This is a genomic window from Rhodococcus sp. 14C212, assembly GCF_011058195.1.
Classification (GTDB): domain Bacteria; phylum Actinomycetota; class Actinomycetes; order Mycobacteriales; family Mycobacteriaceae; genus Rhodococcus; species Rhodococcus aetherivorans.
Genome location: NZ_JAALEH010000025.1, coordinates 41,089 through 62,030, shown reverse-complemented (window position 1 = coordinate 62,030; position 20,942 = coordinate 41,089). Strand labels below are relative to the sequence as shown.

At 71.3% G+C, this 20,942-nt stretch carries 25 protein-coding genes; 19 read left to right on the top strand and 6 right to left on the bottom strand.

The window, feature by feature from the left end:
* Positions 1 to 27: 27 nt before the first annotated feature.
* Positions 28 to 840 carry a trehalose-phosphatase gene (otsB, locus tag G6038_RS13725; protein ID WP_165038425.1) on the bottom strand — a complete coding sequence of 271 codons (813 nt, stop codon included), beginning with the start codon at positions 838 to 840 and terminating at the stop codon, positions 28 to 30.
* Between the two features lie 177 nt (positions 841 to 1,017).
* Between otsB and G6038_RS13720 the strand changes: the two genes are divergently transcribed.
* The 18 genes from G6038_RS13720 (at position 1,018) to G6038_RS13635 (ending at position 17,111) form a co-directional block, all read left to right on the top strand.
* Complete coding sequence (locus G6038_RS13720; RefSeq protein WP_206024700.1) at positions 1,018 to 1,395, top strand: metalloregulator ArsR/SmtB family transcription factor; 378 nt, start codon at positions 1,018 to 1,020, stop codon at positions 1,393 to 1,395.
* A 73-nt stretch (positions 1,396 to 1,468) separates the two neighbouring features.
* On the top strand, positions 1,469 to 1,798 hold the full coding sequence (locus G6038_RS13715) for a hydrogenase maturation nickel metallochaperone HypA (protein ID WP_165038412.1): 330 nt from the start codon (positions 1,469 to 1,471) through the stop codon (positions 1,796 to 1,798).
* A gap of 4 nt (positions 1,799 to 1,802) precedes the next feature.
* A complete protein-coding gene (gene hypB / locus G6038_RS13710; RefSeq protein WP_165038411.1) occupies positions 1,803 to 2,630 on the top strand; it encodes a hydrogenase nickel incorporation protein HypB in 828 nt (275 codons plus the stop codon).
* A gap of 111 nt (positions 2,631 to 2,741) precedes the next feature.
* Positions 2,742 to 3,797: a hydrogenase expression protein HypE gene (locus G6038_RS13705; RefSeq protein ID WP_165038410.1), complete on the top strand. Its 1,056-nt coding sequence runs from the start codon at positions 2,742 to 2,744 to the stop codon at positions 3,795 to 3,797.
* A gap of 24 nt (positions 3,798 to 3,821) precedes the next feature.
* Positions 3,822 to 5,606: a nickel-dependent hydrogenase large subunit gene (locus G6038_RS13700; RefSeq protein ID WP_165038409.1), complete on the top strand. Its 1,785-nt coding sequence runs from the start codon at positions 3,822 to 3,824 to the stop codon at positions 5,604 to 5,606.
* A gap of 3 nt (positions 5,607 to 5,609) precedes the next feature.
* Positions 5,610 to 6,482 (top strand): NifU family protein, encoded by an 873-nt coding sequence (locus G6038_RS13695; protein ID WP_165038408.1) that lies wholly within the window; start codon positions 5,610 to 5,612, stop codon positions 6,480 to 6,482.
* Complete coding sequence (locus G6038_RS13690) at positions 6,482 to 7,108, top strand: DUF5947 family protein (RefSeq protein ID WP_165038407.1); 627 nt, start codon at positions 6,482 to 6,484, stop codon at positions 7,106 to 7,108. Before G6038_RS13695 ends, G6038_RS13690 begins: the two co-directional genes overlap by 1 nt.
* Complete coding sequence (locus G6038_RS13685; RefSeq protein ID WP_165038406.1) at positions 7,105 to 7,776, top strand: DUF6084 family protein; 672 nt, start codon at positions 7,105 to 7,107, stop codon at positions 7,774 to 7,776. Before G6038_RS13690 ends, G6038_RS13685 begins: the two co-directional genes overlap by 4 nt.
* A complete protein-coding gene (locus G6038_RS13680; RefSeq protein WP_165038405.1) occupies positions 7,773 to 9,149 on the top strand; it encodes a hypothetical protein in 1,377 nt (458 codons plus the stop codon). The genes G6038_RS13685 and G6038_RS13680 overlap by 4 nt, the downstream gene beginning before the upstream one ends.
* Positions 9,150 to 9,266: 117 nt before the next feature.
* Positions 9,267 to 9,764, top strand: coding sequence for a hydrogenase maturation protease (locus G6038_RS13675; RefSeq protein WP_165038404.1), 498 nt, complete (start codon positions 9,267 to 9,269; stop codon positions 9,762 to 9,764).
* Positions 9,765 to 9,767: 3 nt separating this feature from the next.
* Positions 9,768 to 10,025 (top strand): HypC/HybG/HupF family hydrogenase formation chaperone, encoded by a 258-nt coding sequence (locus tag G6038_RS13670; RefSeq protein ID WP_165038403.1) that lies wholly within the window; start codon positions 9,768 to 9,770, stop codon positions 10,023 to 10,025.
* On the top strand, positions 10,022 to 12,364 hold the full coding sequence (gene hypF, locus G6038_RS13665) for a carbamoyltransferase HypF (RefSeq protein WP_165038402.1): 2,343 nt from the start codon (positions 10,022 to 10,024) through the stop codon (positions 12,362 to 12,364). Before G6038_RS13670 ends, hypF begins: the two co-directional genes overlap by 4 nt.
* The gene (locus G6038_RS13660) at positions 12,361 to 13,101 is read left to right on the top strand and encodes a HypC/HybG/HupF family hydrogenase formation chaperone (RefSeq protein ID WP_165038401.1); all 741 of its coding nucleotides are present in this window, start codon (positions 12,361 to 12,363) and stop codon (positions 13,099 to 13,101) included. The genes hypF and G6038_RS13660 overlap by 4 nt, the downstream gene beginning before the upstream one ends.
* A complete protein-coding gene (locus tag G6038_RS13655; RefSeq protein ID WP_165038400.1) occupies positions 13,098 to 13,778 on the top strand; it encodes an SIS domain-containing protein in 681 nt (226 codons plus the stop codon). The genes G6038_RS13660 and G6038_RS13655 overlap by 4 nt, the downstream gene beginning before the upstream one ends.
* Positions 13,775 to 14,860, top strand: coding sequence for a hydrogenase expression/formation protein HypE (hypE, locus tag G6038_RS13650; protein ID WP_346772816.1), 1,086 nt, complete (start codon positions 13,775 to 13,777; stop codon positions 14,858 to 14,860). Before G6038_RS13655 ends, hypE begins: the two co-directional genes overlap by 4 nt.
* 16 nt (positions 14,861 to 14,876) lie before the next feature.
* A complete protein-coding gene (gene hypC, locus G6038_RS13645) occupies positions 14,877 to 15,149 on the top strand; it encodes a HypC/HybG/HupF family hydrogenase formation chaperone (protein WP_165038399.1) in 273 nt (90 codons plus the stop codon).
* Positions 15,150 to 15,176: 27 nt separating this feature from the next.
* Positions 15,177 to 16,310, top strand: coding sequence for a hydrogenase formation protein HypD (hypD, locus tag G6038_RS13640; RefSeq protein ID WP_006941958.1), 1,134 nt, complete (start codon positions 15,177 to 15,179; stop codon positions 16,308 to 16,310).
* A gap of 60 nt (positions 16,311 to 16,370) precedes the next feature.
* Positions 16,371 to 17,111, top strand: a complete 741-nt coding sequence (locus tag G6038_RS13635; RefSeq protein WP_165038398.1) for a DUF6390 family protein — start codon at positions 16,371 to 16,373, stop codon at positions 17,109 to 17,111.
* A 13-nt stretch (positions 17,112 to 17,124) separates the two neighbouring features.
* Here G6038_RS13635 and G6038_RS13630 read toward each other — a convergent pair whose 3' ends face one another.
* From G6038_RS13630 to G6038_RS13615, 4 genes are read right to left on the bottom strand one after another with little or no spacing between them, the layout of a single operon-like run.
* Positions 17,125 to 17,877, bottom strand: coding sequence for an ABC transporter ATP-binding protein (locus G6038_RS13630; RefSeq protein WP_165038397.1), 753 nt, complete (start codon positions 17,875 to 17,877; stop codon positions 17,125 to 17,127).
* Positions 17,874 to 18,632 (bottom strand): cobalt ECF transporter T component CbiQ, encoded by a 759-nt coding sequence (gene cbiQ / locus G6038_RS13625; protein ID WP_165038396.1) that lies wholly within the window; start codon positions 18,630 to 18,632, stop codon positions 17,874 to 17,876. The genes G6038_RS13630 and cbiQ overlap by 4 nt, the downstream gene beginning before the upstream one ends.
* Positions 18,629 to 18,991: a PDGLE domain-containing protein gene (locus tag G6038_RS13620; RefSeq protein WP_165038395.1), complete on the bottom strand. Its 363-nt coding sequence runs from the start codon at positions 18,989 to 18,991 to the stop codon at positions 18,629 to 18,631. The genes cbiQ and G6038_RS13620 overlap by 4 nt, the downstream gene beginning before the upstream one ends.
* Complete coding sequence (locus G6038_RS13615) at positions 18,988 to 19,677, bottom strand: energy-coupling factor ABC transporter permease (RefSeq protein WP_165038394.1); 690 nt, start codon at positions 19,675 to 19,677, stop codon at positions 18,988 to 18,990. The genes G6038_RS13620 and G6038_RS13615 overlap by 4 nt, the downstream gene beginning before the upstream one ends.
* A gap of 245 nt (positions 19,678 to 19,922) precedes the next feature.
* Here G6038_RS13615 and G6038_RS13610 point away from each other — a divergent pair, with 245 nt between their 5' ends.
* The gene (locus G6038_RS13610; RefSeq protein WP_165038393.1) at positions 19,923 to 20,396 is read left to right on the top strand and encodes a hypothetical protein; all 474 of its coding nucleotides are present in this window, start codon (positions 19,923 to 19,925) and stop codon (positions 20,394 to 20,396) included.
* A gap of 35 nt (positions 20,397 to 20,431) precedes the next feature.
* On the opposite strand, the gene G6038_RS13605 is transcribed toward G6038_RS13610, so the two are convergent.
* Complete coding sequence (locus G6038_RS13605) at positions 20,432 to 20,866, bottom strand: hypothetical protein (protein ID WP_165038392.1); 435 nt, start codon at positions 20,864 to 20,866, stop codon at positions 20,432 to 20,434.
* Between the last annotated feature and the right edge of the window lie 76 nt (positions 20,867 to 20,942).

Below are 20,942 nucleotides of genomic sequence, written 5' to 3'. Positions count from 1 at the left end.
CCCGGACTCCCGTGGCGTGGTCCGCGATCACCGCGCCAGTGCGGTCAGAAAGCGCTCCACCTCGTCGACGGAGGAGAGCACGAACTCGGCGGCCGTGGTCCGGTCTGCCATCTCCGGATCGTCCGCCCGGCCGACGAGGATGCCGATCCCACGTCCGCGCAGCGCCCGGAAGGCGTCCTCGTCGGTGATGTCGTCGCCCAGGTACAGCGGTACCGTGTCGGCGGAGTCGAGGTCGAGCACCTCGATCAGGTACAGCACGGCTCGGCCCTTGTCCCAGTCGACGGCGGGCGCGAGCTCGTACACCATCTTCCCCGGGGTGACCTTCAGCTCGCCGCGGTACTCGGCGAGCAGAGCCTGCACGACCGTCGCGATCCGGTTCCGGTCGGCGGGTTCGGCGAGCCGGTAGTGCACGGCGACCGACGCCCGTTTGGGCTCCACCAGCGCACCGGGGATCGCCCCGACCTCGGTGCGGAGCCGGTCGGTCACCGCCGCGACGAGGTCCGCGAACCGGGCGACGCGGTCGTCGGAGACGGAGCCGCGTTGCGGGGTCCAGATGTCGAAGCCGTGGCTGCCGGCCACCACCAGGTCGTCGATACCCATCAGCTGCTGCACCACCGCCCGGTCCCGGCCGGTGACGACGCATACCGGGCAGCGTGACGCGAGTTCCCGGACCACGGTGCGCATGCCGTCCGAGATCACCGCGTCCTCCGGTCGCGGCACGATCGGGGTGAGTACTCCGTCGTAGTCCAGGAACACCGCAGGCCGGCACTCCGCCAGCCGGCGGGTCAGGCGTTCGTTCCCCAGCGCGCGAGGCAGGTCGCGGACCGAAGTTTCCTCCATCATCGGAGCACCCCCTGTGGCGCGGCGGACGCCGCGCGTGCGGCACGGCCACGGTCTACCCTTCCACTGTAGGACCGTGTCGTGGGACGAGGGCGGTATCCGATCGCACCCGCGGTACGGGTGTGGGCACTACGACGGCCCGCGGGTTCGTAGACTTCAGCCATGACGTCCGGCGCAATGTTCGACCCCGCCGACGTGCGGCGCGCCGTTGCGGCACTGCACACGCCGGACATCGACCGGTGGGCCCACCGCTTCGAACTGTTGTCCGACGTGAACCGGCTGCGCCTGTTGCTGTGCCTGCACCACGCGCCGGGCATCTGTGTCACGGACCTGGCCGCAGCCCTGGAGATGACCGGCACCGCGGTGTCCCATGCGCTGCGCCTGCTCCGCAACCAGGGCTGGGTGGCGGCGGAGCGTGAGGGTCGGATGGTGCGGTACCGCCTCGTGGACGAGACGGTCCACGAGTTGCTGCATTCGATCGGCGCGACCCACCAGCACGCCGGGCACACGCACCCGGACCGTGACCACGCCGCCCCGGAGAACGGAAGCACCTGATTCCGCGTCCCCGCGGCTGGCCCGCGGCCTATCGTGAAAGACGAGCCCGTGAGGTGGGCGGAGTGGGGCCGCGATGCACGAATTGTCGATCGCGCAGAGCGTCGTGGACGCGGTGTGCGAGCACGCCGGCGGCCGTCGCGTGCACAGCGTGCGCGTCGCGGTGGGAGCGCTGTGTGCCGTGATCCCCGACTCGATGCTGTTCTGCTTCGAGTTGGTCACGGTGGGCACCGTCGCGGAAGGCGCACGGCTGGACATCGAGACACCCGCCGGTGTCGGGCACTGTCGGGACTGCGGTGCCGAATTCGCACTGTTCGATCCGATCCTGTTGTGCTCCTGTGGAAGTGCCGATGTCGAAGTGCGGTCGGGCCGCGAGCTTCGAATCGTATCGATGGAGGTGAGCTGAAGCGATGTGTGCCACCTGTGGCTGTAACGACGAGGCGGGGCCGCGGATCACGGTGCCGCACGCGCACGACCTTCCCCACGGTCACGGTCACGAGCACGGCCACAGCCACGAGCACGAGCACGGCCACGGACACGGACACGGACACGGACACGGACACGACGGTGCGCCGGTGCGGACCGAGACCGTCACTCTCGAACAGCAGGTGCTCGCGAAGAACGACCTGCTCGCCGAGCGTACGCGGGGGTGGCTCGCGGGTCGCGGCGTGACGGCGATCAACATGATGAGTTCGCCGGGGGCCGGCAAGACCACCCTGCTCGAACGAACGATCCGTGAGCTGTCCGGCTCCGCGCCGATCGCGGTGATCGAGGGCGACCAGGAGACCCTGCTCGATGCCGAGCGCATCCGCTCGACGGGATGCGCCGTGGTGCAGGTCAATACCGGTGCCGGCTGCCATCTCGACGCACAGATGATGCACGACGCGCTCACCGCGCTGGATCCGGCTCCGGGAACGCTGTTGTTCGTGGAGAACGTCGGGAACCTGGTGTGCCCGGCCCTCTTCGACCTGGGGGAGCAGGCCAGGGTGGTGCTCATCTCGACGCCGGAGGGAACGGACAAACCGCTCAAGTATCCGCACATCTTCGCGGTCGCCGATCTCGTCGTCGTCAACAAGGTCGACCTGCTGCCGTATGTCGACTTCGAGCTCGAAACCTGTGGCCGCCACGCCGGATCGGTGAACCCCGGCGTGGAGGTGCTCGCGGTGTCGGCCACCACGGGGGAAGGCATGGAGGCGTGGTACCGCTGGATCACCGACCGCCGGTCGGGACGATCATGATTCGTTGACATCCCTCCGGAACGGGGCGTTAATAGAGAAAGCGCCGCGCAAGTGGGCCGAAGGTCGACTCCTGCGGCGCAGGAGCGTGGGGCGCTCCGGAAGGTGGTCGGCATGCCCACACCCGAGGCCCAGGCGGCCGAAGAGGCCTTGATCCACGTGCTGTGGATCAACGCCGGGCTCAGTTGCGACGGCGATTCCGTGGCTCTCACCGCCGCCACGCAACCCAGTGTGGAGGAGATCGCGCTCGGCGCGCTGCCGGGGCTGCCGAAGGTCGCGGTGCATTGGCCGCTGATCGATTTCGAATGCGGCCCCCAGGGTGGTGCGGACGACTTCCTCGAATGGTTCCGCAAGGCGGACCGCGGCGAGCTCGAGCCGTTCGTCCTGGTGGTCGAGGGCTCGATCCCCAACGAGAAGCTGCACGACGAGGGGTACTGGTCCGGCTTCGGCAACAACGTCGAGACCGGACAACCGATCACCACCAGCGAGTGGCTCGACCGGCTGGCGCCGAAGGCCACGGCGATCGTCGCGGCGGGCACCTGCGCCACGTACGGCGGCATTCACGCCATGGCCGGTAACCCGACCGGCGCGATGGGCGTGCCCGACTACCTGGGCTGGGATTGGAAATCGAAGGCGGGTATCCCGATCGTGTGCGTGCCGGGATGCCCCATCCAACCGGACAACCTGTCCGAGACGCTGACCTACCTGCTGTACCAGGCGACGAATCAGGCGCCGATGATCCCGCTGGACGAGGCGTTGCGACCGCAGTGGCTGTTCGGCATCACCGTGCACGAGGGCTGCGATCGCGCCGGGTACTACGAGCAGGGCGACTTCGCCACCGAGTACGGCTCCCCGAAGTGCATCGTGAAGATCGGCTGCTGGGGACCGGTTGTCAAATGCAATGTCCCCAAACGGGGTTGGATGAACGGGATCGGCGGATGCCCCAACGTCGGGGGTATCTGCATCGGTTGCACGATGCCCGGCTTCCCGGACAAGTTCATGCCGTTCATGGACGAGCCGCCCGGGGGGAAGCTCTCGACGCGGGCCGTCGGCGTGTACGGCTCGGCCGTGCGGCAGCTGCGGAGCCTGACGAAGAGCACATTGGACAAGGAGCCGTCCTGGCGTACGCCCGGCACGGAACTCACCACCGGCGCGACCCGTACCTGGTAGTCCCGCCCCGAGAGAGGCAGCCCGATGACAGCCACCGTCCCCGATCCCGCCGCCGGCAGCAACCTGGTGGAGATGGCGTGGGATCCGATCACCAGAATCGTGGGCAGTCTGGGTATCTACACGAAGATCGACTTCGCGAACCGCGAAGTGGCCGAATGCCACAGCACCTCGTCGATCTTCCGCGGCTACTCGCTGTTCATGAAGGGCAAGGACCCGCGCGACGCGCATTTCATCACCAGCCGCATCTGCGGCATCTGCGGGGACAACCACGCCACCTGTTCCTGCTATGCACAGAACATGGCGTACGGCGTCAGGCCGCCGCACCTCGGCGAGTGGATCGTCAACCTCGGTGAAGCCGCGGAATACATGTTCGACCACAACATCTTCCAGGAGAACCTGGTGGGGGTCGACTACTGCGAGAAGATGGTCTCCGAGACCAATCCGGGGGTGCTGGCGAAGGCCGAGAACACCCGAGCTCCCCGGGAGGACCAGCACGGCTACCGCACGATCGCGGACATCATGCGCTCGCTCAACCCGTTCACCGGCGAGTTCTACCGCGAGGCACTGCACGTGAGCCGCTCGACCCGGGAGATGTTCTGCCTCATGGAGGGTCGCCACGTGCACCCGTCCACCCTGTACCCGGGCGGCGTCGGCACGGTCGCCACCATCCAGCTGATGACCGACTACCTGACCCGGCTCATGCGCTACGTCGAGTTCATGAAGAAGGTCGTGCCCATGCACGACGACCTGTTCGACTTCTTCTACGAGGCACTGCCGGGGTACGAGAAGGTGGGGCTGCGACGCACCCTGCTCGGATGCTGGGGGTCGTTCCAGGACCCGGAGACGTGCAACTTCGCCTACCGGGACATGGAGGACTGGGGCCGGAAGATGTTCGTCACCCCGGGGGTGGTCGTCGACGGCAAGCTGGTGACGACCTCGCTGGTGGACATCAACCTGGGCCTGCGCATCCTGCTCGGCTCCTCGTACTACGAGGACTGGACGGATCAGGAGATGTTCGTGAAGACCGATCCGCTGGGGAACCCGGTGGACCGTCGCCATCCCTGGAACCAGCACACCAATCCGAGACCACAGAAACGCGATCTCGAGGACAAGTACAGCTGGGTGATGTCGCCCCGCTGGTTCGACGGCACCGACTACCTCGCCCTCGACACCGGAGGCGGGCCGCTGGCGCGGTTGTGGTCGACGGCGCTGGCCGGGCTCGTCGACATCGGCTACGTCAAGGCCACCGGGTCGAGCGTGCAGATCAACCTCCCCAAGACCGCGCTGAAGGGACCGGTGACGCTGGAGTGGAAGATCCCGCAGCACGGCAGCAACACCCTCGAACGCAACCGGGCCCGCACCTACTTCCAGGCCTACGCCGCCGCGTGCGCCCTGCACTTCGCCGAGAAGGCGCTGGTGGAGATCCGGGCCGGCCGCACCAAGACCTGGGAACCGTTCGAGGTCCCGGACGAGGGCATCGGCTGCGGGTTCACCGAGGCGGTGCGCGGCGTCCTCTCGCATCATCTGGTGATCCGCGACGGGAAGATCGCCAACTACCATCCGTATCCGCCGACACCGTGGAACGCCAGCCCGCGCGACAGCTACGGCACGCCCGGCCCGTACGAGGACGCGGTGCAGGGGCAGCCGATCTTCGAGGAGAACGACCGCGAGCACTTCAAGGGCATCGACATCATGCGCACCGTGCGCAGTTTCGACCCGTGCCTGCCCTGTGGGGTGCACATGTATCTCGGAGACGGGAAGACCCTCGAGAAACTGCACTCGCCGACCCAGTCGGTCACCGGGGAGTGACGGATGGAGCGATGGCGGGAGTCGGGTGAACGTATCGAGGCACTGCTGGACGCGAGCTCCGCGGCCGGGCCGGTGGCGCGCGAACGGGCCGAGGACCTGGTCCGGGAGGTGATGGGACTCTACGGGGCCGGACTCGCCGGAATCTGCGACGCGCTGGCCCGGTATCCCGGCGCGATCGACGACCTGGTCCGCGACGACCTGGTCGCCAGTCTGCTGCTGGTCCACGGGCTGCACCCGCACGACGTGGCGACCCGGGTGCGCACGGCGCTGGACGGGGTGCGCCCGTACCTCGGGTCGCACGGCGGGGACGTCGAGCTGGTCGCGATCCGCGACGACGTGGTTCGGTTACGTCTGCTCGGCAGCTGCCACGGATGCCCGTCGTCGGCGGTGACCCTGGAGCTGGCCGTGCAGGAGGCGGTGCGGGCGGCGGCGCCGGAGATCACCGAGCTCGAGTTCGAGACCGCCGGCTCCGCGGGGCAAGGACTCATTCCGGCGGAGGCGCTGTTCACCCGGGTGCATCCCGATGTTCGGGGAACATGGTGTGCGGCACCGGAGCTCGACGAGATCCCGGAAGGCGAGGTCGGCGGCTTCGTCGTCGCCGGACTGCCGGTTCTGGTGTGCCGCGTCGCCGGTGAGCTCCTCGCCTACCGGGACAGGTGCCCGGTCTGCACCCACGCGTTCGCCGGCGCGGCACTGCACCGGCGAGCCGGGGCCGGCGCGGACGCGGCGGTGCTGCGGTGCCCGACCTGTGCGGCGCACTACGACGTGCGCGGCGCCGGCGTCCGGCTCGACGCAGGCGACGAACATCTCGAGCCGGTGCCGCTGCTGGTGCGGGACGGGGTGCTCTCGGTGGCCGTGCCCGCCGGGGTGGCGTGATGCCGTTCCCCTTCGAGGTCCTGCAGCGTATCGCCGCACCCCGGCCGGCGGGGGAGCGCTGCGAGATGTGCGCCGTGGCCATCGGCGAGGGGCACGGGCACGTCGTCGACGTGCAGGCACGACAGCTGATGTGCGTGTGCCGGCCCTGCTGTCTGCTGTTCACCGATCCCGGGGCGGAACTGCGCTACCGGGCGGTGCCGGATCGGTACCTGTCCTTCCCGGAGTTCGCGCTCACCCCCGGCGCCTGGGCGAGTCTCGAGATCCCGGTGAACCTGGCGTTCTTCTTCCGGAATTCGTCCCTGGGCCGGACCGTCGCGTTCTATCCCGGCCCGGCCGGCGCGACGGAATCGGAACTGCCGCTCGACGCCTGGGAGGCGCTGTGCGGCGGCAATCCGTCGCTCGTGCCTCCGCTGCCGGACGTGGAGGCGTTGCTCGTGCGGGTTCCGCGACGGGGCGCCGCCGACTGCCACCTGGTGCCCATCGACGCCTGCTACGCGCTGGTCGGCCGGCTGCGACGGGTGTGGCGCGGCTTCGACGGCGGCACCGATGCCCGTGCCGAGCTCGACGCCTTCTTCGCGGAGGTCGCCCGGCGGAGCCGGCCCGTCCCGGCGAGGGGGCCGGCGTGACCGCCCTGGACTTCACGGTCGTCGACATCGCTCCCGAACCGTATGCCGCCACCCCGAGCCTCTCGGCGCGCCTCCGGATCCGCGAAACCACGGGCGCGCCGGTGCACAGCGTGGCGCTGCGCTGCCAGGTGCGCCTGGAACCGGCCCGCCGACGTTACGGCCCGGACGCCGAGGCGGCCCTGGGAGACCTGTTCGGCACGCGCGACCGGTGGGGCAGCACCCTCTCCTCGTTCGCATGGCTGCAGACGTCCACGATGGTGCCCGGCTTCGCCGGCGAGTGCGAGACGGCACTGCCGTTGCCCTGCACGTACGACTTCGAGGTCGCGGCCGCCCGGTATCTGCACGCCCTCGGCGACGGCGCGGTGCCGCTGCTGCTGCTGTTCAGCGGGACGGTGTTCGGCCGCGGCGGCGCCGGGGTGGCCGTCGAACCGGTGCCGTGGGACCGCGAGGCCCGGTACGACCTGCCGGTCTCGGTGTGGCACGAGATGATCCGCAGTCATTTCCCCGGCACCGGGTTCGCCCGCATGGGGCACGACACGCTGGCGGCGCTGACCCGGTACAAGGTGGCGCACGGGCACACGGATCTCGACGCGGCGGTCACCGAACTGCTCGCCGCGGCCGAGGCGAGGGCGGCCGCGGCGTCCGGCGCGGGGGAGGCGGCGTCGTGACCGTGCAGGGACAGGCCGATCGGGTGCGGGCGGTGGCCGACGCCGTGCTGTACGAGGGCTACCTGTTGTACCCGTACCGGGCGAGTTCCCGTAAGAACCACTCCCGCTGGCAGTTCGGTGTGCTCGGCCCGCCCGGCGCCGCTGCCGCCGAGATCGGTGAGGAGCGGGCGCTGGCCACGCAGTGCGTGCTGCGCCCGCTGCGCGCCGACGCCACGATCGACGTGGTCGTGCGGTTCCTGCAACTGCAGACCCGCACGGTGCAGCGCCGCGACGGCGACGACTACGTCACCGTGGCCGAACTGACCGTCGCGGGCCGCTCGTGGATAGGGTGGGACGAGGCCGTGGAATGCGAGATTCCCCTCGGGCCGCTGCCGGTCGCCGAACTCGCCGTCCCGCGCACGGTTCCGGTCGCCGTTCCCGGCGGAGCGGACATCGAACTGCTCACCGCCGCGGACGGTGCCGTCACCGGCCGGGTGGTACGCACGCGACGGCCGGTGCACGCCGTCGTCCGCGTGGAGCGGGGGCCGTCCACCGGAACCGGGGCGCCGATGCGCCTGGATCTCACCGTCGAGAACACCGGCGACACACCCGCGGACGCCGCCGACGCGCTGCGACGGTCGCTGATCGGCGCGCATCTGATCCTCGCCGCCCGCGGCGGGCGGTTCGTCTCGCTGCTCGAGCCGCCCGCCGACGTCGCCGGCCTCGCGGGCGAGTGCGCACACACCCGGTATTTCCCGGTCCTCGCCGGCGACACCGACCCCGCCACGCCCGGCGAGTCCGCGACGCTGCTGGTGTCCCCGATCATCCTGTACGACCATCCGCAGGTCGCCGAGCAGAGCGGTGGGGACCTGTTCGACGCCACCGAGATCGACGAGATCCTCACCCTGCGGGTACTGACGCTGACCGACGAGGAGAAGGCCGAGGCGCGGGCCACCGACCCCCGGGCCGCGCAGATCGTCGAACGCTGCGAGACGATGACCCCCGCCGAGATGCAGGCCCTGCACGGCATCCTGCGGGACCCGCACCGCGAGGGCGGGCTGATTCCCGAACTGCCCGACGGCGTCGACTGGTGGACCCCCGAGGCGGACACCAGCGTCCGACCCGAGACGGACGGGGTGCTGGTCGGCGGGATCCGGGTCGCGCAGGGCAGCCTGGTGCGGCTGCACCCGTCGCGCCGGGCCGACGCGCAGGACCTGTTCTTCCGGGGCCGGGTGGCGCGCGTGGCCACCGTGCACGCCGACGTCGACGGCGAGACCCACGTCGGGGTCGTCCTCGTCGAGGATCCGGCCGCGGACCTGCACGACTGGTACGGGCGCTACCTGTACTTCGCGCCCGACGAACTCGAGCCGCTCGGGAGGAAAGAGGAGCCATGAGATTCATCGGAATGCTGGCCACCGCGGCACTGGCCGCCGCGGTGATCGGCGGTGTGGTCGTGACGGTGCAGTCGCTGCCGGACATCCAGCGGTACCTGCGGATGCGCAGGATGTGACGTGGTGCGGATCCTGGTGGCGGGCATCGGCAACATCTTTCTCGGCGACGACGGCTTCGGCCCGGAGGTGGTGCGGCGGATCGCGGCCGACACACCCGGAACCCGGGTGGTGGACTACGGGATCCGCGGCATGCACCTGGCCTACGACCTGCTCGACGGGTGGGACGCGCTCGTGCTCGTCGACGCCGTCCCCGCCGCCGGCGAGCCGGGCGCCGTACGGGTCTTCGAAGCCGACACCGCCACGCAGGGGCCGGCCGGCCTCGACGCGCACGGCATGGACCCGGCCGCGGTGTTCGCGAGCCTCGAGGCGCTCGGCGGGCAGGCGCCCCCCACCGTGGTGGTGGGCTGCCAGGTGGCGGCGGTCGAGGAGGGCATCGGGCTGTCCCCGGCGGTGGCCGCGGCCGTCGGCCCGGCCGTCGATGCCGTCCGGCGCACCGTGCGCTGCCTGCGTGCGCAGGCGCCGCCGGCGGGAGCCGCGGTCGCCGGGGACGAGGGCTGAGCGGTGTGCCTCGGCATCCCGGGACGGGTGATCCGGCGGCTCGACGGCTACGCCGGGCAGCTCGCCCTCGTCGACGTGGCCGGCGAGGAGCGCAAGGTGAACGTCGGCATGCTCGACGACCCCGACCTCGCCCCCGGCGACTGGATCGTCATCCACATGGGCTTCGCGATGGAGCGGGTCGACGAGGCCGGCGCGCGGCGCGCGATGGCCGGGCTCGAACTGATGGGACGGCCCCGGGACGAACCGGGAGCGGCGCCGTGAACCCCGTGGCCGAGCGCCGGCGCCTGGTGGTGCGTGGCGTGGTGCAGGGCGTCGGCTTCCGGCCGTTCGCCGCCGGGCTGGCCCGCGAGTTGCGCCTGGGCGGGTACTGCGGCAACGACGACTCCGGGGTGTTCCTCGAGATCGAGGGTGCCGCCGCGGATCTGGACGAGTTCACCCGCCGTCTGCGCGCCGACGCACCGCCGCTCGCCGTGCTCGTCGACGTGGCCGCCGCGCCGCGAATGCCGCGGGGCGAGGACGAGTTCCGCATCGTCGAGAGTTACCACGCCGACGGGGCGCGCACCCTGATCCCGCCGGACGTGGCGACGTGCGCCGACTGCCTGCGCGAGCTGAACGATCCCGCCGACCGGCGCTACCGGCATCCCTTCGTCAACTGCACCCACTGCGGGCCCCGCTACACCGTGATCACCGACCTGCCGTACGACCGGCCGGCGACGACCATGGCCCGGTTCCCCCTGTGCCCGAGCTGCGCCCACGAATACACCGACCCGGCGGACCGCCGCTACCACGCCCAGCCGATCTGCTGCCCGGACTGCGGCCCGCGGATCTTCGCCGTACGCGACGGCTGCCGGATCGACGGAGACGCGGAGGTGCTGGCCACGGTGCAGGCGGCGCTCGCCGCCGGGGACATCGTGGCGGTCAAGGGACTCGGCGGCTTCCATCTCGTGTGCGATGCCACGAACCCCACCGCGGTGAACCGGCTGCGGGAACGGAAACATCGGCCGGACAAGCCGTTCGCCGTGATGGCTCCGGATGTCGCTGCCGTCACCGCGGCGTGCCTGCTGTCCGCGGCCGAGCAGGCCGTGCTCACCGCGCCGGCCCGCCCGATCGTGTTGCTGCGGACCCGTCCCGGCGCGGCCGTCGCCGACGCGGTCGCACCCGGGCTCGACGAGCTCGGGGTGATGCTGCCGTACACGCCGCTGCACCATCTGCTGTTCGCGCCGGTGCCCGGGCACGAGAGCCACGTGCCGCGGCTGCTGGTGGCGACGTCGGGAAACCTGTCCGGTGAGCCCCTCTGCTTCCGCAACGACGATGCCGTGTCCCGGCTCGGCGGCATCGTCGACCTGTTCCTGATGCACGACCGGGACATCGCGGTGCCGTGCGAGGACTCGGTGGTCGCGGTCGCCGACGGCGTGGAACTGCCGCTGCGGCGCTCCCGGGGATTCGCGCCGATGCCGGTGCTGCTCGGCGGTGCCGCGCCGGTGGTCCTCGCTGTCGGCGCCGAGGTGAAGAACACCTTCTGCCTGACCCGGCAGGACTACGCCTTCTGTTCGGCGCATCTCGGGGACATGGGCACGGTGGAGAGCCGGCGCGCCTTCGAGGCGTCGGTCGCGCAGCTGACCGCCCTGCACCGCGTCACCCCCGAGGTGGTGGTGGCCGACGCGCATCCCGGCTACGCGACCCGGGAGTGGGCCGAACGCTACTGCGCGGACCACGACGTCGAGCTGCACACAGTGCAACACCACCACGCGCACGTCGCGTCCCTGCTCGCCGAGCATCACCGGCTCGGTACCCCGGCGCTGGGGATCGCGTTCGACGGCACCGGATACGGCTGCGACCGCACCGTCTGGGGCGGGGAGCTGCTGCTGATGGGAACGGATCCCCGCGACGCCCGGCGTGCCGGGCACCTGCGTTCGTTCCCGCTGCCCGGCGGCGACGTCGCCGTGCGCACCCCGGCCCGGGTCGCGCTGGCCCTGCTGCGGGAGGCCGGCATCGAGGAGATCGAGGACCTGCCGTGCGTGAGCGCGCTCGGTGCCGCCGAACGCGCCGTGGTGGACTCGCAGCTGGCGTCGGGCGTCGGCTGCGTGCGCACCACCAGCGCCGGCCGGCTGTTCGACGCGGTGGCCTCCCTGCTGGGGGTGCGGCACCGGATCAGCTACGAGGCGCAGGCCGCGATCGAACTCGAGGTGCTGGCGCGCACCGCTACGGATGCCGCGCCGGTGCATTCGTCGCTGCGCGGGGACGAGCTGGATTGGGCCGGCACGCTGGCCTGCCTCGTCGCGGGCATCCGGCTCGGGGTCCCGGCCGCGGCCCTCGCGGCGGGATTCCACCGTGCGCTGGCATCGGCAACAGTGCGGCTGGCGGCCCGGATCGCCGAGGCGGCGGAGGTGCGCACCATCGGCCTGACGGGCGGCGTGTTCCAGAATCGGCTCCTGCTGGGCATGGTGCGAACTATGCTGCAGGACAGAGGGTTCGAGGTGCTGACACACAGGCGGGTGCCACCGAACGACGGTGGCCTGTCACTGGGGCAGGCCGCGCTCGGCGCCGCGTTCGCACGCAGCCGGGCCGTGGACCCCGCCGGGACGGGACGAGCGCGATGACATCGACACACGACACCGAACCCATCGGCGCGGAACTCGCCGCCGACCTCGCCGCGACGGCGCTGAGCCTGGCCCGGCGGTTCCATGCCGGGGCGACCCTGTGGGTGGTGTCCCCGCAGTGGGAGCCGCACGCCCATCACGTGGCGGTCGAGTTCGTGCACCCCGTGATCATGGGTAAGCGAGCGTTGCCGTCGGTGTCGCTCGTGGAGCCGGACCCGGTCGCCCAGTGCCGGGTCGCCGCCCGCCCCGGCGACGTCGTCCTGGCGGTCGCCTCCGCCGATCAGCCGGCCGTGCGCGAGATCGCCCGGCGCGCACCCGCGTGGGGCACCGACACCATCTGGATCGGCTCCGGTCCGCGGCCCGCGCCCGGTGTGGCCACCCACGTGCTGTGGGTGGACTCGGACGATCCCATGGTGCCCGCCACCGGGCGGTTCGTGCTGCTGTACCACCTGCTGTGGGAACTGACCCACGTGTGCTTCGAGCATCCCGGCCTGCTCACCGATCCGGGCTGCACCGACGAGGTGTGCGTGACCTGCAGCGACGAGGGCCGGCTCGGCGAGGTGGTGTGGCCGGCCGACGACACCGGCGCCGCGCCGGTGCGGACCGCGACCGGACAGGAGCGGGTCGACGTCTCCCTCCTCGGCGACGTCACGCCCGGCGACCTGGTGCTGGTGCACGGTGGCGTCGCCATCACCAGACTCGACGCGCAGGAACTCGATGCGGGGGAGCGGCTGTGAGTACCGAACCGGAAGACACCGACTTCCTGTACCCGTTCATCGACGCGCAGGAGCACGACGCCACCGCCCTCTTGCGCGATCTTGCGGAATCGGCGCGCGGCAAGGCGGCCGAGAGCGCGCGCCTGCAACGGGCCTCGCTGGACGAGTGGGGCGAGGATCTCGTCGCGGCGGGGCAGCGCATGGCCGAGCGCTTCGCTCGCGGCGGCCGGCTCTACACCTTCGGCAACGGCGGCAGCTCCACCGACGCGGCGACCCTGGCGACGCTGTTCAGCCGGCCGGCCCGGGGACGGCCGGTGCCGGCCTGGTCGCTCGCCGCGGACCAGGCGGTGGTGACGGCGCTCGGCAACGACGTCGGGTTCGAGTTGATCTTCTCGCGGCAGATCATCGCGCACGCGCACGGCGACGACGTCGCGATCGCGCTGTCCACCTCCGGCAACTCCGACGACCTGATGACGGCGCTGGCGGAGGCGCGGCGGCGGGGGCTGCTCACCATCGGATTCGCCGGGCACGACGGCGGCCGGATGGCCGCCACCGACGATCTCGACTTCTGCTTCACCATCCGCTCGCAGAGCATCCACCGGATCCAGGAGAGCCATGCCCTGATCGGGTACCGGCTGTGGTCGGCCGCGCAGGAACACCTGGCGCGCGCGGAATCGGCGACGGGAGGCGGACGGTGAGCACATCGGCCGAACGCGAGGACCGGGTCCTCGAACGGATCGAGGCGTTCCGGCGGCGCCGGCCGCGCCTGCGCGACACCGTGATCTCGCTCTCGCACGGCGCCGGGGGCAAGGCGTCCGCGGCACTGGTGGATTCGGTGTTCGTCGACGCCTTCCGCAACACCGAACTCGAACAGCTCGGTGACGCCGCCACCGTGCGGCTCGACTCCGGGGAGAGACTGTCGTTCTCCACGGACTCGTTCGTCGTCAAGCCACTGTCGTTTCCGGGCGGCTCGATCGGGCACCTGGCCGTGCACGGCACGGTCAACGACCTCGCCGTGTCGGGCGCCCGGCCGCGGTGGCTGTCCGCGGCGTTCGTCATCGAGGAGGGCTTCGAGATCGTGCGGCTGCGCGAGATCGTCGCCGACATGGCTGCGGCCGCCACCCGGTCCGGGGTCGAGATCGTCACCGGCGACACCAAGGTGGTGGGCCGGGGCGCCGCCGACGGTCTCTACATCAGCACCGCCGGGGTCGGCCTGGTACCCGCCGGGCGTCGCCTCGGGGCCGATCTGGTGCGCCCCGGCGACCGCGTGCTGATCTCCGGGACGCTCGGCGACCACGGCATGGCGGTGCTGCTGGCCCGCGGCGACCTGGCGATCGAAGCGGACATCGCCTCCGACACGGCGCCGGTGCACGAGATGGTGGCTGCCCTGCTCGCGGCCGCGCCGTCGACCCGGTGGATGCGCGACCCCACCCGCGGTGGCGTCGGCACCGTGTGCAACGAGCTGGCGCAGGCCACCGGCCTGGCGGTGGTGCTCGACGAGGCCGCGCTGCCGATCCGGCCGACGGTGACCGGGGCGTGCGACATGCTCGGCATCGACCCGCTGTACGTCGCCAACGAGGGCAAGTTCGTCGCGGTCGTCGCCCCGGACGAGGCGGACGCCGCCCTCGCCGCACTGCGGGCGTGCCCCGGCGGCGGCGACGCCGCGGAGATCGGGGAGATGCTGCCCGAACCGGAGGGCATCGTCGCGTTGCGTACCGCGTTCGGGGGCAGCCGGATCGTGGACATGCTCGTGGGCGATCCGCTGCCCCGGATCTGCTGAGGTGAGGAGAGACACAATGTGCCTGGGGATTCCCGGTCGGGTGGTCGACATGGTCGACCCCGCCCAGCATTTGGCGAAGGTGGACGTCAACGGCGTGCAGCGGGCCATCAGCGTCCGGCTGCTCGCCGACACCGGCCTGCAGGTCGGGGACTGGGTGCTGGTGCACGTCGGTTTCGCGATGGCCCGGATCGACGAGGACGAGGCGAAGCTGACCCTCGATCAGGTGCGGAAGATGGGCGCCGACTACGTCAACGAGATCGAAGCCTTCAACGCGTCCGAGATCGCGTGAGCACCGCATGAAAGGCAGAGCAGGATCATGAAATTCGTCGACGAGTTCCGCGACCCCGCCGCCGCGCGCGCCCTGGTGGCCTCGATCACCGACCTCGCCGCCGGCGAGGAGTTCAAGTTCATGGAGGTGTGCGGCGGCCACACCCACACCATCTACCGGCACGGCATCGAACACCTGCTGCCCGCGTCGGTGGAGCTGGTGCACGGACCCGGCTGTCCGGTGTGCGTGATCCCCATGGGCCGCATCGACGACGCCATGTGGCTGGCCGAGCAACCAAACGTGGTGTTCACGACATTCGGGGACATGATGCGGGTGCCCGGCTCGCGCGGGAACCTGCTCGAGGCCAAGGCCCGCGGCGCCGACGTCCGATTCGTGTATTCCCCGCTGGACGCCTTGAAGATCGCGGTGGACCACCCGGACCGGCATGTGGTGTTCTTCGCCGTCGGATTCGAGACCACCGCCCCGTCCACGGCGGTGACGCTCGTGCGGGCGAGACAGCTCGGCCTGAGCAACTTCACGGTGTTCTGCAACCACGTGACGATCGTGCCGCCCATCAAGGCGATCCTCGAATCGCCGGATCTGCGGCTCTCGGGATTCCTCGGACCGGGTCACGTGTCGACCGTGGTGGGACTGCGTCCCTATCGCTTCGTCCCCGCCGTGTACGGAAAACCGATCGTGGTGGCCGGATTCGAGCCGCTCGACATCCTCGCCTCGGTGCACATGCTGCTGCGGCAGATCCGGGACGGCCGGTGCGAGGTGGAGAACCAGTACAGCCGGGTGGTGCGGCCCGAGGGAAACGTGCAGGCCCTCCGGTTGATGGCGCAGACGTTCGCGCTGCGCCCGCACTTCGAGTGGCGCGGCCTCGGCTTCATCTCGCAGAGCGCGCTCGGCATCCACCCCGACTACGCGGACTTCGACGCCGAGCAGCGGTTCTCGATGCCAGGCCTGCGCGTCGCCGACCCGAAGGCATGCCAATGCGGCGAGGTGCTCAAGGGCGTCATCAAACCGTGGGAATGCAAGGTCTTCGGCACGGCGTGCACGCCCGAGACCCCCATCGGCACCTGCATGGTGTCACCGGAGGGGGCGTGTGCGGCCTACTACAACTTCGGCCGGCTGCACCGGGATACCGCGGCGCTGGTGGGGCAACGCGGAACGGCCTGATCCGTGGCAGTGACGGAGGGGCAGTGGTGACGGAGGGGCAGTGGTGACGGAGGGGCAGTGGTGACGGAAGGGCAGCGGCTCTTCGCCCGTTACGCCCATGCGCCGAACGCGCTCGGCTACTGCGGCCCGGCAGGCGCGGCGGCCCTCGAGGCCGCCGCGTGCGGGCACGGCGACGGCGCGGCGGTCGTGGCCGCCGCCCGGCGGTTCACCGGAGCGTGGCCCTACCAGGAGCTGATCGCAACCCTGAGCGGCCGGACCGACCCCCTGGACGCAGAGGTGGTGCGCGCCTACTGGACCGGGAACGCGCTGACGGACCGGATCGATCCGGTGGCGTTCGGGACGCGGCTGCTCGAGCGGCTGGGCACGCGGGCCGGTCACTACTGGACCCACCTGACACCCGAACTGCTTGCCGAGGCGGCGCCGACGCACGCGTTCCACGTGCTGGGGGTGTATCCGTGGTCGCGACTGCTGACCACCGGGATGCCCCAGCCGGTACAGGTTCTCGACTCGTGCCGCATCCGCTGGGGCACCGTCGTCGACATCGAAGCCGACACGGCGACGGTGCGCAGTCGCCGGCTCGAGTTCGACGGTGCCCGCCTGCGTCTCGGCGCGGAACGCGCCGAGACGGTACGGCGCCGCACCGGTGCCGGTGTGTTCGTGCCGGGACTGCGGCGCGGAGAACATGTCGCGCTGCACTGGGATTTCCTGTGTGACCGGCTCGGGGAGGAGGAGGTGGAGCGGCTGGAAGCCGCGACGATGCGGCAGCTCGACCGCACCAACGGCCGGCTCGCCGCGGGGTGACGATGCTCAGTGCTCAGCACGGATCGGTCTGCGGCAGGGCGAAACCCCACGGCAGTTCCAGCCGGTTCGCGGCGAGCAGTTCGGTGTCGGCGAGGAGGGTGGTGATCGGACCGTCCGCGACGAGTCGTCCGTCGCTCACGATCACGGCCCGGCTGCACAACTGCGCGGCGTACGGGAGGTCGTGGGTGACCAGCAGCAGGGTGGCGTCGATGCCGAGGAGGACCTCGGCCAGTTCCCGGCGGGCGACGGGGTCGAGGTCGGTGGACGGCTCGTCCAGGACCAGAACGTCGGGCCGGCACGCCAGCACGGTGGCGAGGGCGACCCGTCGACGCTGACCCGCGGACAGGTGTGCGGTGTTGCGGTCGGCGTGCTCGGTCATGCCGACCGCCTCGAGGGCCTCGCGGACCCGGGCGTCGAGTTCGGCTGCGGGAACGCCGAAGTTGGTGGGCCCGAACGCCACGTCCTGTGCGACGGTCGGCATGAACAACTGGTCGTCGGGATCCTGGAACACCAGTCCGACACGTCGCCGGATCTCCCGCAGGGTGTGCCGCGCGACCGGCAGCCCGCCGATCCGGACGGTCCCGGACGACGGCACCAGTACGCCGTTCAGATGCAGCATCAGGGTGGTCTTGCCGGCGCCGTTCGGGCCGAGGACCGCGACCCGCTCACCGGCGGCGACGGCGAGGTCGACGCCGTCGAGGGCGCAGTGCCCGTCGGGGTGCACGTGCCGTACCCCCGACAGCAGCACGGCCGGCTCCGCGGTCATGCCGTCACCCAGGCGGCGGCGCACACGGCACCGGCGGCGACGGCCGGCAGCAGGCCCGCGGCCCAGGCCACCGCGGTGGCGGGAGGACCGAAGGCCGGGACGGCACCGGTGAATCCGCGGGAGAGCATGGCCAGATGCACCCGCTCACCGCGCTCGTAGGCACGGACGAACAGCCCCCCGATTCCGCGGGCCGTAGCTCCGATGCGGTGGAGGGTGCGTGGGTCGTCGCCACGAGAGATCCGGGCGCGGTGCATTCGGTTTGCCTCGGCGGCAAGAAGTTCGAGATAGCGCAGCATGAGCACCGCTACGGTCGTGATCAGTGCCGGAACCCGCAGGCGGGCCAGGCCGGCGGGCAGGTCCCGGGCCGGGGTGGTCGCCGCGAGGACGAGGGAGACGAGCACCCCGAGGGTGCCCTTGACCAGGATGCCCCACGCCGCGTACAGGCCCGGAACCGACAGGGAGAACCCCAGGACGTCGACCCGGTCGCCGGCCTCGGCGAACGGGAGCAGGACGGCGAGCACGACGAACGGTGCCTCGATCGACATGCGCGGCGCCAGCCACCCGACGCGGATCCCGGCAAGTGCGCAGATCGCCGCGACGACCGCGAAATGGAGGGCGAACGCCCACATCGCCTCGCGTGGGGTGGCGACCACGACGAAGACGAAGGCCGTTGCGGCGACGATCTTCACCTCGGTGGGCAGGCGGTGCACAGGCGTCGTCGCGTGTGCAGGCCCGCTCCACAGCGTGGTGGTCACGGCCGCGCTCCCGGGGTCCCGGTCCCGGATGTGCCCCGTCGACGGGCGAGCACCCGGAACAGCGTGGCGGCCACCACCGAAGTCGCTGCGACGCCGAGAATTCCGGCCACGCCGGTGGATCCGGTGTGGCCGCCGATCGTGTAGCCGGCGAGCGGACCCGCGTCCCAGGGATGGTCGGTGGCCTCCCTCGCCGGGCACTGCCCGGTAACGGTGGCGCTACCGTCGAGCTCGACCACGGCACATCCCCGCGCGGTCGCGGCCTCGAGTCCGTCGGGGCTCGAATCGGCAAGATACGACAGCACCCCCGCGCACAGGAACGCCGCCACCGCGAACAGGATCAGGACACGCCGGCGCGTCATGCCGGTGCCCGGGTCGGTTGCCGCAGCGGGCGGAGCAGATGGACGATGTCGGGCCGTGCCCGTGCCACCGCGACGACGGTGACGGCGGTGACGAGTCCTTCCCCGGCGCCGATGAGAACCTGGGTGCCGAGCAGGAACGCGGCGACGGTGCCGGCGGAACCGGCGGTGCCGCCGATCGCGTACTCGACCAGGAACCCGGTCGCCGCGGCGACCGTCGCGATCAGCGCTGCGGCAAACGAGATCACGCCGAGGGCCGGCCCGAGCGGGTACCGGCGCAGCAGCGGGCGCAGCGCCACGGCCGTGCCGTACCCGGCCAGCACGCCGAGCAGGGCCATGTTGGTGACGTTGGCGCCCAGGGCGGTGAGACCGCCGTCGGCGAAGAGCAGGGACTGCACGACCAGCACGACCGTCAGGCACAGGACGGCGGTCGCGGGACCGACCAGGACGGCGGCGAGCGCGCCGCCGAGTACGTGCCCGCTCACGCCCGGCAGGACCGGAAAGTTGATCATCTGCAGGGCGAAGACGAACGCCGCGACGAGGCCGGCCAGGGGAGCGGTGCGCTCGTCGAGCTCGGACCGGGCCCTGCGGATCGCCACCGCGAGGCCGAGCGCGGCGACGACGAAGAACGCCAGCGAGGTCCGCGCGTCGAGCAGACCGTCGCTCATGTGCATGGCTACGACGTCCATCGGAAGAACCTCCGAGACGTGAGGATGCGTCGACGCGATTCTAGCTGCCCACCTGAACAACTGAACAGGCTTTCGGCCGTCGGGCCGGTTCGTCCCGTTCCGCCGGAACCTTCGTCCGGGGCGGTCCGCAGTGGGGCGTCCTGCCGTCTCCCCGGCGAGATCGACTGTCGACAAACGCGGCGCCGCGTGCTCGGATGGAGTGAGGGGTCCATTCGTCGGAATGCTCGAATCCCCGAGGAGAAGCGATGAACGACGGAACCGGAAGGCAAGAAGAACCGCAGTCGGAGCGGGGTGCCCCCGGCTCGCGTGACCTGGGCTCCACCGGCCCCGGAGGAGGGCCTGCGGACCGCCCCGCCGGCGCGTTCGAGGACGACGAGATGATCTCCGCCGAGCCCGGCGACGCGGGGTCGCACCGCCCCGGGCACACCACGACGGTAGGGGATGCGGACGCGGTCGTCCCGCCCTACGAGGGGCGGACGGAGCGCGGGGATGTCCGTCCCGCATCGGACGACGAGGGAGATGCGAGCACCGGCGGTGCCGGACGGCCGGTGGCCGACGAGACCCGCAAGTCGGCGGAGCCCTCCGGGACCCCGGGTGGCGCCACGACGTCGCCGACCGAGGAACGGCCCGCCGAGCGGGCCGACACGACCCGAGGTGACGACGAGGGGGTCGGCCCCGCCCACCGGGCGGGCGTGCACCGCGCCGAGGACACGCGCTGAGCGAGCGGAGCAACGAGCCCGGCGCCGGCCCGGCGTCAGGCGAACGTGCGCGCCAGAACGATCGCCAGCGCAATCAGCAGGGCGACCTTGACGATCTCGAGTGCCACATAGGCGTAGTGCACCTTCGAGCGGGGTGCGTCCTCCCCGGCGAGAATGCGGTTCGAACGGCGCGTCAGCGGCGGGCGGATCACCGCCACCTGGACCACCAGCACGGCCGCCGTCACGAGGAGCAGGATCCACCCCGTCGTGCCGGGCGACGAGACCAGGCACGCCGCGAACAGCACGAGGGCGAGGACCCCCTCCACCGTGTTGAGCGCCCGGAACACCAGGCGACCGATACCGAGTCCGAGGGGGATGGTGATTCCCGGCGCCCGGAACTTCAGGGGTGCTTCAAGGAAGGAGATGGCGAGCACCATCCCGAGCCAGAGCATCGGCACGAACAGTTCCACGTAGCGTGCGAGAGTTTCCATCACCCGTCCTCGACTGCTGTGATCGGCACCTGACCGCCGATCCTAGTGGCGCGTGCGGCGACGCAGGCGCGGGAAC